We start from the raw sequence: 13,685 nt of genomic DNA on the forward strand, positions 1-13,685 counted from the left end.
GCTCCTGTTCAGGCCGCGCTGGCGGCAATCGGGATGACGCGACCGCGTCGCTCTTCAAGACTGGCCGGGCGGATCTGGCCGCGCTCCGGCACGAAGACGACGTTGCTGTCCACCGCTTCGCTGTTGACGAAGTGGCGGAAGCGGCGCCGTACCTCGGGATTGCTGACGGCTTCCTTCCACTCGCAGGCATAGGTATCGACCACGTGCTGCATCTGCGCCTCCAGTTCGGCGGCGATGCCCAGCTTGTCCTCGACCACCACCTGCTTCAGGTATTCCAGCCCGCCCTCCAAGTTCTCGCGCCACACGCTGGTGCGCTGCAGGCGGCCGGCGGTGCGCACGTAGAACATCAGGAAGCGGTCGACCAGCTTCACCACCGCCGCTTCGTCGAGGCTGGAGGCGATCAGTTCCGCATGGCGCGGCTTCATGCCGCCGTTGCCGCAGACGTAGAGGTTCCAGCCCTTCTCGGTCGCGATCAGGCCCACGTCCTTGCCCTGGGCCTCGGCGCATTCGCGGGTGCAGCCGGACACGCCGAACTTGATCTTGTGCGGCGCGCGCAAGCCCTTGTAGCGGTTCTCCAGCGCGATCGCGAAGCCCACGCTGTCACCCACGCCATAGCGGCACCAGGTCGAGCCCACGCAGGATTTCACCGTGCGCAGCGACTTGCCGTAGGCATGGCCGGACTCGAAGCCGGCGGCGATCAGCTCTTCCCAGATCTGCGGCAGCTGCTCCAGGCGCGCGCCGAACAGGTCGACCCGCTGGCCGCCCGTGATCTTCGTGTACAGGCCATGCTTCTTCGCCACCTGCCCCACCGCGATCAGGCCGTCGGCCGACACTTCGCCACCGGGCATGCGCGGCACCACGGAATAGGTCCCGTCCTTCTGGATGTTGCCGAGGAAGTAGTCGTTCGAGTCCTGCAGGCTGGCGTGCTCGGGTTTCAGGACGAAATCGTTCCAGGCGGACGCAAGGATATTCGCCGCCACCGGCTTGCAGATGTCGCAGCCCAGTCCCTTGCCGTGCTTCGCCAGCAGTTCGCCGAAGCTGCGGATGCCTTCCACGCGCACGATGTGGTAGAGCTCCTGGCGCGAGCAGGCGAAGTGTTCGCACAGGTGGTCGTTGACCGCCACGCCCAGGCGCGACAGCTCGGCATTCATCACCTGCGTCATCAAGGGCACGCAGCCGCCGCAGGCGGTGCCGGCCTTGGTACAGCTCTTCAGGGCGCCGATCGAACTGGCGCCGCCCGCCACAGCCTCGCACAGCGCGCCCTTGGACACGTCGTTGCAGGAGCAGATCTGGGCGCCGGCCGGCAGCGCGCCCACGCCGAGCGCCGGACGCGCCGCGCCGTCGAGCTGCGGCAGGATCAGGACTTCCGGCGAGGCCGGCAGCGCGATCCGGTTCAGCATCATCTGCAGCAGCTCGCCATAGGGCGAGGCGTCGCCCACCAGCACGGCGCCGAGCAGGTACCGGCCGCAATCGGAGGTCACGATCTTGCGGTAGACCTGCTTGCGCTCGTCCAGGAACTGGTAGCTGCGCGCGCCCTTCGTCGCGCCATGCGCGTCGCCGATGCTCGCCACATCCACGCCCATGAGTTTGAGCTTGGTGCTCATGTCGGCGCCGGTGAATGCGCCCTCTTCCGCCAGGATGTGGCACGCCGCGGTGCGCGCCATATCGTAGCCCGGCGCCACCAGGCCGAAGAGCTGCCCATTCCAGAGCGCGCATTCGCCGATGGCGTAGATATGCGGGTCGGACGTCAGGCAACGGTCGTCGATCACGATGCCGCCCCGCTGGCCCAGCGCCAGGCCGCTGTAGCGGGCCAGCTCGTCGCGCGGACGGATGCCGGCCGAGAACACGATCATGTCGACATCCAGATGCGCGCCGTCCGCGAACTGCATGCGGTGCGTACCCGCTTCGCCGTCGACGATGGCCAGCGTGTTCTTTTGCGTGTGCACCTGCACGCCCAGCTCTTCGATCTTGTTGCGCAGCACGCGCGCTCCCGGTTCGTCGACCTGCACCGCCATCAGGCGCGGCGCGAACTCGACGACGTGGGTCTGCAGGCCGAGGTCGCGCAGCGCCTTGGCGCATTCGAGCCCCAGCAGGCCGCCGCCGACCACGACGCCGGTGCGCGAACGCGCCCCGCACTCACGCATCGCCTCCAGGTCTTCGATGGTGCGGTAGACGAAGCAATCCTTGCGATCGGCGCCCGGAACCGCCGGCACGAAGGGATAGGAACCGGTGGCCAGCACCAGCCTGTCATAGGCGACGCTTTCGCCGTCGCCCAGGGTGACGCTGCGCGCCGCGCGGTCGATGCCGGTCACGCGGGCGTTCAGCCGCAGGACGGCGTCCTCGCGCTCGAAGAAACCGGGCGTGACGAGCGAGAGATCTTCGGCGCTCTTCCCGCTGAAGAACTCGGACAGGTGCACCCGGTCGTAGGCGGGACGCGGCTCCTCCCCGAGGATGGTGACCCGCAGCCCGGGCGTGCCCGCTGCCAGCAGGGTCTCGACAAATTTGTGGCCCACCATGCCGTGGCCGACGACGACGATATGCATTGCGTACTCCTTATGCGGCGGATGCGAGCGGGGCGTCCTGCGCCGCGGTGATGGTGAAACGGGTGGCGATGGCGCACAGGCTCGAGACCAGCACCAGCACGCTCAGGATGGTGAGGGTCTGAGCGATGTCGCCGGTCCCCTTCATCAGGAAGCCGGCCAGCACTGCACCGACGTTGCCGCCCGCGCCGACGATGCCTGCCACGCCGCCCAGCGCCTTCGGCGCCACGAAGGGCACCAGCGCATAGGTGGCGCCGCAGGCCATGTGGGTGAACAGGCCGAAGCACAGCATGGCGATCACGGCATAGGCGACGCCGTCGGCCTGGGCGAACCACAGCAGGCCCAGGCCCTCGCCGATCATCAGGACGAAGAGCACGGTGACGCGGCTGTTCAGGCTTCCCTTGCGTGCGCTGCGGTCCGACAGCCAGCCGCCCAGGGCACGGGCGAACAGGGCCAGCAGGCCGAAGCTGCCGGCGGCCAGGCCCGCGGCGCCCAGCGAGAGGCCGTACTTGTCGACGTAGTACACGGCCGCGATGTTGTGGATGAAGATCTCGATGCCGAAGCAGGCGCCGTAGGTGACGAAGAGCAGCCAGGCGCGGTGGTTGCGGCAGGCCTCGCGGAAGCTCGCCCAGCCGCCCTTGCCTCCCTGGGGGAGTTCGCCTTGCGCGCGCAGGTCGTCGTAGTTACCGGCCGGGCAATCCTGGGTATAGCGCCAGTAGAAGAAGGCCATCACGATCATCATCAGGCCCGGCACCACCAGGGCCACGCGCCAGCTCAGGGCCTGCGAGACGCCCAGCATGGTGACCGCGGTGAGCAGCAGCGGCATCAGGGCCTGCGCCGCGCCGCCGCCGCTGTTGCCCCAGCCGGCCGCCGCCGCGTTGGCGGTGCCGACCACCTTCGGGCCGAACATCACCGAGGTGTGGTACTGGGTGATGACGAAGCTCGCACCCACCGCCCCGATCCCGAGGCGGAACAGCAGGAAGCTTTCGTAGCTCTGCGCCATGGCCACGCCCAGCACCGGAATGGCGCCGAGCAGCAGCAGGCCGGTATAGGTCTTGCGCGGGCCGTAGCGGTCGCACAGCGGGCCGACGATCAGGCGCACGAAGATGGTGATGGCGACGGCCGCGATATTGATGTTGGCGATCTGCTCCATCGAGAGGCCGAACTCGCCTTTGATCACCGGCATGAGCGGTGCGCAGGCGAACCAGGCGAAGAAGCAGATGAAGAAGGCCACCCAGGTGAGGTGGAATGCGCGCATCGGCGCCGTGTCGAAAGAGAGAAGCTTGATGCTGTCTGCTTTGCTGGCCATGTTTCTTCCTTTGGAAAACAAAACGGCGTCCGCGCTCCTGCTCGTGAATGAGGCAGGGAGCCGCGGACGCCGTTGTCCTGGTTGCCGGTCCTTCGTTAGACCGGCGAAAGTATGAAGAGGATCGCCATTGACCCTGTACCCTCTATGAGCAAGAGCCGTGCCACGCAAGCGCCAGAGGGAAGCACAGGTTCGATCGCCTGCGGCGCGCTACATTGCGGTGCAACATGCCCGGGAATGATGCATGCGGGCGCACCGCTTCAAGCCGCGCCCCCGAATGAGGCAAGGTAGCCAGCGGGATCGCTGCCGTCCCACACGCGGCCGTCGAGCAGGGTCGAGCTGCGCATATCGGCATCGGGGACGTCGACACCCGCCTGGCTGGCGGCATCGCGATAGAGGTCGATGCGATTGAGTTCCGCGGCTACCGCGCGCCAGTGCGGATCGGTGCGCAGCAGGCCCCAGCGGCGCTGCTGCGTCAGGAACCACATGCTGTCGGACAGCCAGGGGAAAGTGGCCTCGCCGCCGCCGAAGAAGCGCAGGCCGTTGTGGCCGCGGAAGTGCACAGGGTCGCTGCCGCGGCCGGCCAGGCAGAACTGGAGCAGCTCACGGTCCGCGTTCACGTAGCCGGGACTGGACAGCACCTCGGCGGCCGCCTCGCGGTTCAGGCGCGCGGCATCCAGCCAGCGCGCCGTCTCCAGCAGGGCCGCGATCATGGCGCGGCAGGTGTTCGGATGCGCGGCCGCGAAGTCCGCGCTCGTACCGAGCACCTTGCCCGGGTGATCGGGCCAGATGGCGTCGCTGGAGGCCGCCAGTGCGCCCAGTCCCTCGCGCACGGCGCGTTGGCCCCAGGGCTCGCCGGCACAGAAGCCGTCGATGTGGCCTGCGCCCAGGCTGGCCGCCATCTGGCCCGGCGGCACCGTCACCATGTCGCAGTCCGCCAGCGGGTCGATGCCCTGCGCGGCCAGCCAGTAATACAGGAACATCGCATGGTTCCCCGTCGGGAAGGTATGGGCGAAGCGCAGGCGCCGCTCACGATTCTTCAGGCCCTGCTGGGAAAGCAGGCGCGAGAGCGTGATGCCCTGCCCGTTCTGGTTCAGGTTCATCAGGACCGCCATCTGGCGCGGCCGGGTGCCGATCCCCATCTGCAGGCCGGCCAGCAGGCCAAGCAGCACGTGGGCCGCATCGAGCTCTCCTGCCAGCAGGCGGTCGCGCATGCCGGTCCAGGACAGTTCGCGGCTGAGTTGAAAACGCAGCCCGTGCTTCGCGTCGAAGCCGAGCACCGAGGCCATCACCAGCGGTGCGCAGTCCGCGAGCGGCATGAAGCCGATCCGCAGGGTGTCGACTTCCGGTTTGTCCGAGCCGGCGACCCATGCGCCGCTGCCGCTGCCATTCTCCAGGACTGCCATAGTGATCCTTTCTACGTCTGCCGGCGCTAGCCGAGCAGGTCTTCCACGTCGATCAGCCGCTGCGCGATCTCGGCCAGCTTCATGTTCTTGTTCATCGCCATGCTGCGCAGGCGCTGGTAAGCCTGGTCTTCGCTCAGGCGGTAGCGCGCCATCAGGAGGCCCTTGGCGCGGTCGACCAGCTTGCGATCAAGCAGCTTCTGGCGCGTGCCCTCCAGTTCATCGAGCAGCTTCTGCTCGCGCCGGAAGCGCGCCAGCGCCACGTCCAGCACCGGCTTGACCCGCTCCGCCTGCAGGCCGGCCACGATGTACGCCGAGACGCCGGCGTCCAGGGCCGCGTCCATGCTGCTCGGCGCGTCGTCTTCGGTGAACAGCACGATCGGGCGGCGCGCATCCATGGTGGCGATGACGATGTGCTCGAGGATGTCGCGCGCGCTGGAGGCGCTGTCGACGATGATCATGTCCGGCTGCAGCTGGCCGATGCGCTCCGCGAGATACGCATCGGCCGGCAGCGAGGCCACCAGGTCGTAGCCGCATTCGAGGAGGCCGATGCGCAGCGCGGCGCTGCGGCGCGCCTGTTCGGCGCCAATGCCGTCCTGCTCCCCCGTCACGAGTGGGGGATTGACGACAACGATGCGTAAGGAGGGTGAAGCACTGCCTGGCGATTTCATGCCGGAAGGACATGCAAGATTCGCACCACCTTCAAAGCAGCCGAGTTCGTCAGCCCTTTTTTATTCACAGTGGCGGCAATGAGACATTCGCGACGTAAATATCTGCAGCCGAGAGAAGTCGACAATTATTCGCGGCATCTATCGCCGAGATCACAAACCGAAAGTTTATTTATGACGCGGATGTCCTTATACTGCAACGCAACATCGCATCACACTTTACTGTATTCAAGGAGAACACCATGGCCGCATCCACCCGCCGTCTTTTCGCCAGCGCCGTCGCCGCCGTGCGCAGCTTTTCGATCGAACTCTACGCTGCCCACGGCGGCTGGGCGCCGGCCGTCCGCGGCTGACCCAGGCGGCGCACGCTGCGCCGCAGCAGTGCCCCATATAGGCATGCGCCGCCTGTACGTACGTACGGCGGCGCTGTTTTTTTGGGCGTCCCTCACGCCTGTTTCGCTTCACCGCAACATTGTCTGCTGAGCTAGAATGCAAGCGCGTTTTTCTGGCAAGAAAGTCCCTTCCACTCAGATCTGATGACAATGCGCACACCTTCCCTGTCCCTCTTCGCGGCGGCACTCGCCCTGGCACTGCCGGCGGCGGCATCCACGCCCATCACCCTCGACCAGGCCATGTCCCATCCCGACTGGATCGGCACCCCGGTGGAGACCGCCTGGTTCAGCTGGGACGGCAAACAGGTGTACTACAAGCAGAAGCGCACCGGTTCCCCGATCCGCGACACCTGGGCGGTCACCCAGGGCGCCAAGCCGAAGCAGGTGGCCGATGCCGAGCTGGCGAAGATCGACGGCGCCGACGTCGTCTACAACCGCGATCGCAGCCGCGCCCTGATGCTGCGTAACGGCGACCTGTTCGAACGCGACCTGAAGAACGGCGCCCTGCTGCAGATCACGCGCGGCGCCGCCAAGCTGGACGCCATGCAGTTCACCGCCGACGAGCGCGGCGTCCACTACCGCATCGGCAACGACTGGTATCTGTGGGACCGCGCCAGCAAGGTGGTCGGCCCTGCCGCCCTGCCGCGCGCAGCGAAGGACCCGGCTGCCGGCGACGACGACCCGCTGCGCGAGCAGCAGCTGCGCCTGAGTGAGCACCTGAAGCGCCAGAAGAGTGATCGCGACGCGCTGCGCGAACGCATGAACGAGCAGCGCCGCAGCGATGCGAGCCTGCCGCCTGGCCCGGTCTACCTGGGCGACAAGGTGAGCATCGAGAGCAGCGTGCTGTCGCCCGACGGCCGCTGGCTGCTGGTGGTCACCGAGCCGAAAGGCGTGGACAAGGGCAAGGCCGGCAAGATGCCGCGCTACGTGACCGAATCGGGCTACGAGGAATTCGAGGACGTGCGCACCCGCGTCGGCCGCGCCATGCCGCCGGCCCATGCCCTGAAACTGGTCGACCTGCGCACCAACCGGGTGCAGGACCTGTCCTTCGACGTGCTGCCGGGCGTCGACACCGACCCGCTGGCCGAGCTGCGCGCCGCGGCGAAGAAGGAGCCGCTGAAAGGCAAGCGCGCCGTGCGCGTGATCGACGGCGCCGACGCCATCGAGTGGACCGCGAACGGCGCCAGCGTCGCCGTCATGCTGCGCTCGGTCGACAACAAGGACCGCTGGATCGCCACCGTCGACCTGCAGGGCGCAAAACTGAAGCCCCTGCACCGCCTCACCGACCAGGCCTGGGTCAACTACGACAACAACGAATTCGGCTGGCTGCCGGACAACCGTACCCTGTGGTACCTGTCCGAGGAGAGCGGCTACTCGCACCTGTACACGCAGGACGCCGATGGCGGCGCGCCACGTGCACTCACCAGCGGCAAATGGGAAGCCTCGGACGTGCGCTGGTCGCAGGACGGCGGCATGGCCTGGGTGATGTGCAACCGCACCAACCCGGGCGACTACGAAGTCTGCGCCGTCGATGCCAAGGGCGGCGTGAAGGAAGTCACCAGCCTGGACGGCGTGGAGCGCTTCCGCCTGTCGCCGGACGAGCGCAAGCTGCTGGTCCACTACTCCGCCAGCTACACCCCGGTGCAGGTAGCCACCGTGCCGGCCAAGGGCGGCGCGGCCGTGAAGCTGACCGATACACGCAGCGAGGCTTATAAAGCGCGCAGCTGGATCGAGCCGCAGTACGTGGCGGTGCCGTCGAGCGCCGGCGGCGACCCGGTCTGGTCCAAGCTGTATCGCCCGGCACAGCTCGAGCCGGGCAAGAAGTACCCGGTCGTGATGTTCGTTCACGGCGCCGGCTACCTGCAGAACGTCAGCCGCCGCTATCCGAACTACTTCCGCGAGCAGATGTTCCACAACCTGCTGGTCCAGAACGGCTACATCGTGCTCGACATGGACTACCGCGCCTCGAAGGGCTATGGCGCCAAGTGGCGCACTGCGATCTACCGCCAGATGGGCCACCCGGAACTGGTCGACTACATCGACGGCGTGAACTACATGGTCGCGCAGCACCAGGGCGACGCGAAGAACGTGGGCGTCTACGGCGGCAGCTACGGCGGCTTCATGACCTTCATGGCCCTGCTGCGCGCACCGGAAACCTTCAAGGCCGGCGCCGCCCTGCGTCCGGTGACCGACTGGGTGACCTACAACCACGAGTACACGGCCAACATCCTGAATACGCCGGACATCGACCCGGTGGCCTACAAGATCTCGTCGCCGATCGAGTACGCCGACAAGCTGCAGGGCCATCTGCTGATCGCCCACGGCATGATCGACGATAACGTGTTCTACCAGGACTCGGTGCGCATGGCCCAGCGCCTGATCGAACTGAAGAAAGACCACTGGGAACTGGCCAGCTATCCGCTGGAGCGCCACGGCTACGTGCAGCCGGAAGCCTGGTACGACCAGTACCGCCGCATCTGGCAGCTGTTCGAGCGCACGCTCAAGCCGGCGAGGTGATTCGCGGATAAGGTGTACCATCCAGGGCGCCCCAGGGCGCCCTTTTTCATTGGACGGCTTTCTTCCCCATGCTGATTTCCCGCCTGATTCCCTTCTTCCTGTCCGCTGCCCTCCTGTGCGAGACCCACGCCCGGTCCCTGGCCGACGCCCCCAAGGGCTTGCCGGCCGGCGGCGGGCTCGATGCCGGGCGCGTGATCGAACTGCGCTACGGGACGGAGCCGAGCGCAACAGCGGACAAGCCGCGCACCCCTGTTCGCCCCGCCCCCGCGCCTACGCCCGCCCCCCCGGCTGCGATCCCTGGCGCGCTGGCCACGCTCTCCATCGAAAACAGCAGCACGCGCGACCAGGCCGATGTCCCGGTCACCTTCGGGCAGGTCTTCGGCGTCGGCGAGTTCAAGGCGGGCCAGCAGTTGCGGGCGAAGCTCGCCGACGGCAGCACACTGCCGGTGCAAACCGACGTCAAGGCGCATCATCCCGACGGCTCGGTGCGGCACGCCGTCGTGTCGCTGGTGCTCGAGCGCCTGGCGCATGCGCGTCCGGTGGCGGTCGGGCTCTTCGCGGATGCCGCGCCGGACGAGCGCATGCGCGCCACGACGCTGCCCGGCAAGGAGCTCGATGCGAGGGTCGAGGCCCGCATCGACGGCAAGACCTGGACCGCTTCGCTGCGCCCGCTGCTGGAACAGGGCAAGCCGGTCCTCTGGCTCGACGGCCCGCTCGCCCGCGAATGGCTGGTATCGACGCCCCTGCTTGATGCCGGAGGCCGTTCGCACCCGCACCTGGCCGCACGGTTCGCCCTGCGCTGGTATCCGCTTGCCGCCAGGGCGCGCATCGACGTCACGGTCGAGAACAACTGGGCCTACGAGCCGGCTCCACAGAACTTCGTCTACGACGCCCGCATCGTCGTCGGGAAGGACGAGGTCTACAGCCGGGAGAAACTGAACCACTATCACCACGCGCGCTGGCGCAAGCTGTTCTGGTGGGGCGGCGAACCCGTCGTGAACCTGCGCCACGACACGTCCCAGCTGATCGCCTCGAAGGCCCTGCCCAACTACGACCAGTCGGTCCGCATCGACGAGAAGCGGCTGGCCAGGATGTACGCGTCCTGGGGCGGCGAGAAAACCGCACCGATGGGCGTCGGCATGGCCGTGCGCGCCATGGCCACCACCGGCGGACGCCCGGACATCGGCCTCCTGCCGGGATGGGCGGCGATGTACCTGCTGGGCATGGACCCGCGCGCCCGCGAGATCACGCTGGGCACGGCCGACCTGGCCGGTAGCTGGTCGATCCACTACCGCGACCGCCGCACCGGCATGCCGGTGAGCCTGGTCGACTATCCCTTCATGACCATCCGCGGCAGCGGCGGCGATACCCTCAATCCCGCAACCGGCAAGCGCGAAGCGTTCCCGGACTGCGCGGCCAGGGACGCCTGCACGACGCCGAACAAGCACGACACTTCGCACCAGCCGGCCTTCTCCTACCTCCCCTACCTGCTCACCGGCGACCACTATCATCTGGAAGAGCTGCAGTTCTGGGCGATGTACAACGTGTTCATGACGCCACCTGGCTATCGCCAGGACCGCAAGGGCCTGCTTGCAGCCGGCCAGGTGAGGGGCCAGGCCTGGTCCCTGCGTAGCCTGGGCGAAGCCGCCTACATCACGCCGGATGCGCACCCGCTCAAGCGCCACTTCCTGCAGATCCTCGACAGCAACCTGGACTGGTACAACGCCACCTACCCCCGCAATCCCCAGGCCAATGTCCTCGGGGCCCTCGTCAACGGCTACGCCCTCGCCTACGAGGACAAGCGCGGCCTCGCCCCCTGGCAGGACGACTTCTTCACCTCGGCCGTCGGCCATGTCGCCGAACTCGGATTCGGCAAGGCGCATGAACTGCTGCGCTGGAAGGCGACCTTCCCGGTGCAGCGGATGATCGGCGACGGCGCATGCTGGCTCAGTGGCGCGATGTACAAGATGATGGTGCGCGACAACGCCTCGGCCCCGTTCTACCGCAGCATGGCGCAGGCCTACCGCGCCAGCATGCCGCCGGAAGTGCGCGATCTGCCCTGCGACAGCCCGGCAATGGCGACGGCACTCGGGGTGAAGTCCGGCCAGATGACGGGCTACTCGAACAGTGCGACGGGTTTTCCATCGAATATGCAGCCTGCTCTCGCCTACGCTGCCGACGCGCTCGGCGAACCCGGCAGGAAGGCCTGGCGCCAGTTCATGGCGCGCAGCGTCAAGCCAGACTACGGTCTCGGGCCACAGTTCGCCATCGTTCCACGCTCCGAGTCAGGGGGCAGCGAGAAAGTCGAGCAGCGTTAAGGCCACCACCTTGGTGGCCTTGCGCAGGTCCTCGAGCTGAAGGTGTTCGTCGGCCTTCTTGGCGTTCGCCTCGAGCACCGTGCGCGGGCCGGCGCCATACAGCACCGCCGGGATGCCGTGCTCGCCGTAGAGGCGCGCATCCGCATACAGCGGCGTGCCCTGGGCCGTGATCTCCTCTCCCAGGATGGCGCGGCCGTGGCGCTGCAGGCTTTCCACCAGCTGCTGCGAACCCGGCAGCGGCCGCAGCGCATGCGAGAGCAGCAGGCGCCGGATCTCGAGGCGGATGCCGGGCATGCCGGCCACCGCCTCCTCGATCAGGCTGCGCACCTGCGCTTCCACCGCCACCGGGTCTTCCTCGGGAATCATGCGGCGGTCCATCTTCATGACCACCTTGCCCGGCACCACATTGGTATTCGTGCCGCCATCGATACGACCGACCAGCATGGTGGGAGAATCGATGCCAGGGACCCTGGACTTGATCTTCTTCAGTTCCGGCAGCTGGCCGTAGATGGCGTTCAGGATGCGGGTCGCGGCCTGCAGCGCGTCGACCGCCGTCTCGGGCATGGCGCCGTGACCGGCCTTGCCATGCACCGTGATCTCCAGCTGCAGGCAGGCGTTGTGGGCGGTGACGATGTTGTAGCTGAAGCCGGCCGCGATCACGTAGTCGGGCCGGGTCAGCTTCTGTTCCAGCAGCCAGCCGGGGCCGAGCAGGCCGCCGAACTCCTCGTCGTAGGTGAAGTGCAGCTCGAGCGCGCCCCGGAGCGGCGCGCCGAGGGCTTCCAGCGCCCGCACCGCGAACACATAGGTGGCGAAGTCGCTCTTCGAGACGGCGGCGGCGCGGCCGTAGATGGCGCCATCATGGATTTCGGCGCCATAGGGCGGTCTGGTCCAGCCCTCGCCCGGCGGCACCACGTCGCCGTGGGCATTGAGCGCGACGGTCGGTCCGCCCTCGGCGTAGGGCCGGCGCACGATCAGGTTGGTGATGCTTTCCATGCCGTAGTCGCGCACCGCCTGCCCTGGCACGGCGTGCCGCTCGGCTGTCCAGCCGTATTGCTCCAGCATGCCTGCCACGGCCTCGGCATGCGGCGCATTGTTCCCCGGCGGGGTGTCGGTCGGGATCCGGATGACCTGCTGCAGGAAGCCGACCTCCTCGTCGAAGTGGGCGTCGATCCAGGCCAGCAGGCGTTCCTGCGTTGAGGTGTCCATTCACTGTTTTCCTGTTTTTGCGCCGGCTTCGAACCAGGCGCCGACCTGCGCCCGCTCGGCATCGGTCATGTTGGTGAGGTTCGCCAGCGGCATCGCCTTCATCTGCACGGTCTGCTGGTAGATGCGCGCGGCGTTCTGGCTCACGTGGTCCGCCGTGTCCAGCATCACGCCGGCTGGCGCGGTAGCGAATCCCGGCTGGGTCGGATGGGCGGCGTGGCAGGACACGCAGCGCTGGTCGATGATGGTGCGGACCTGGGCGAAACGCGCCGTCTCGTCCACCCCTGGCGCAGCCGCAGCCGCAGCCGCGGGCGCGGGCGCCTTCGGTGCGATCGCCACCGCGACGCCGGCCAGGATCGCCACGCCAGCAAGTGGATAGCGCCATTCGACGCGGCCCTTGTGGCGCAGGTTGAAGAAGTGGCGGATCAGCACGCCGGCCGCCATGATCGCGCCCAGCACCGCCCAGGAGTAGGCGTGGCGGTAGGTCATCGCATAGTGGTTGCTGATCATGATGAACAGCACAGGCAGGGTGAAGTAATTGTTGTGGACGCTGCGTTGCTTGGCCTTGATGCCGTGGACGGGGTCGGGCTTCCCGCCCGCCAGCATGGCGTTCACCATCTTGCGCTGGCCCGGGATGATCAGCATCGCGACGTTCGCCACCATCATGGTGCCGATCATCGCGCCCACGTGCAGGTAGGCGGCGCGGCCGCTGAGCAGGTGGGTGAGCACATAGCCGCTCGCGACCAGGAAGGCGAAGATCGTGAGCCCGAAGGCCAGGTCGTGCCTGCCCAGGGGCGAGCGGCACAGCAGGTCGTAAACGATCCAGCCGACCACCAGGCTGCCCAGGCCGATGCCGATCGCCTGCCCGCTCGAGAGGTCCGCCACGCCGCGGTCGACCATCATGGCCTGGGCGTTCAGGTAGTAGACGATGACGAGCAGCGCGAAGCCGGACAGCCAGGTCGAATAGGCCTCCCACTTGAACCAGTGGAGTTCCTTGGGCAGCTCGGCGGGCGCCACCAGGTATTTCTGCGGGTTGTAGAAGCCGCCCCCGTGCACCGCCCACAGCTCGCCCGCCACGCCCTTCTTCGCCAGCTCCGAGCCGGGTGCGGGCGGGCGGATGGTGTTGTCGAGCCAGACGAAATAGAAGGAGGCGCCGATCCAGGCGATGCCGGTGATGATGTGCAGCCAGCGCACGAGCAGGTTGAGCCATTCGAGGGCATAGGGGCCCAGGTGTCCGAATACGTCCATGCGGCTTCCTTGGTGGTGATCCCTCGACGATAACGTGATTTCAATTTCTGCAACATGAAAACTAGCGTATATTCGACATAACCAGATTGA

General features: G+C 67.3%; 8 protein-coding genes. 2 read left to right on the forward strand and 6 right to left on the reverse strand.

What is annotated here, in order from left to right; translation table 11 throughout:
• Positions 1–8 precede the first annotated feature (8 nt).
• From nirB to ACQ7JA_RS03835, 4 genes are all read right to left on the reverse strand, one after another.
• Complete coding sequence (nirB, locus tag ACQ7JA_RS03820; protein ID WP_430894674.1) at positions 9–2,543, reverse strand: nitrite reductase large subunit NirB; 2,535 nt, start codon at positions 2,541–2,543, stop codon at positions 9–11.
• Positions 2,544–2,553: 10 nt separating this feature from the next.
• Entirely contained in the window at positions 2,554–3,849 is a 1,296-nt protein-coding gene (locus tag ACQ7JA_RS03825) for an MFS transporter (RefSeq protein WP_430894676.1), read from the reverse strand.
• Positions 3,850–4,106: 257 nt separating this feature from the next.
• On the reverse strand, positions 4,107–5,252 hold the full coding sequence (locus tag ACQ7JA_RS03830) for a CmpA/NrtA family ABC transporter substrate-binding protein (RefSeq protein WP_430894678.1): 1,146 nt from the start codon (positions 5,250–5,252) through the stop codon (positions 4,107–4,109).
• Positions 5,253–5,278: 26 nt separating this feature from the next.
• Positions 5,279–5,920, reverse strand: a complete 642-nt coding sequence (locus tag ACQ7JA_RS03835) for an ANTAR domain-containing response regulator (protein WP_430894680.1) — start codon at positions 5,918–5,920, stop codon at positions 5,279–5,281.
• Between the two features lie 539 nt (positions 5,921–6,459).
• Here ACQ7JA_RS03835 and ACQ7JA_RS03840 point away from each other — a divergent pair.
• Together ACQ7JA_RS03840 and ACQ7JA_RS03845 are read left to right on the forward strand one after the other, a co-directional pair.
• Complete coding sequence (locus ACQ7JA_RS03840; RefSeq protein ID WP_430894682.1) at positions 6,460–8,826, forward strand: prolyl oligopeptidase family serine peptidase; 2,367 nt, start codon at positions 6,460–6,462, stop codon at positions 8,824–8,826.
• Positions 8,827–8,894: 68 nt separating this feature from the next.
• Positions 8,895–11,144 carry a hypothetical protein gene (locus ACQ7JA_RS03845; protein ID WP_430894684.1) on the forward strand — a complete coding sequence of 750 codons (2,250 nt, stop codon included), beginning with the start codon at positions 8,895–8,897 and terminating at the stop codon, positions 11,142–11,144.
• Here the strand turns inward: ACQ7JA_RS03845 and ACQ7JA_RS03850 are convergent.
• Positions 11,112–12,350 carry a M20/M25/M40 family metallo-hydrolase gene (locus ACQ7JA_RS03850; protein ID WP_430894686.1) on the reverse strand — a complete coding sequence of 413 codons (1,239 nt, stop codon included), beginning with the start codon at positions 12,348–12,350 and terminating at the stop codon, positions 11,112–11,114. The genes ACQ7JA_RS03845 and ACQ7JA_RS03850 overlap by 33 nt on opposite strands.
• Entirely contained in the window at positions 12,351–13,595 is a 1,245-nt protein-coding gene (locus ACQ7JA_RS03855; protein ID WP_430894688.1) for a urate hydroxylase PuuD, read from the reverse strand.
• Between the last annotated feature and the right edge of the window lie 90 nt (positions 13,596–13,685).

This window comes from Massilia sp. BKSP1R2A-1 (assembly GCF_050586525.1).
In the GTDB taxonomy this organism is placed as follows: Bacteria; Pseudomonadota; Gammaproteobacteria; order Burkholderiales; family Burkholderiaceae_D; genus Telluria.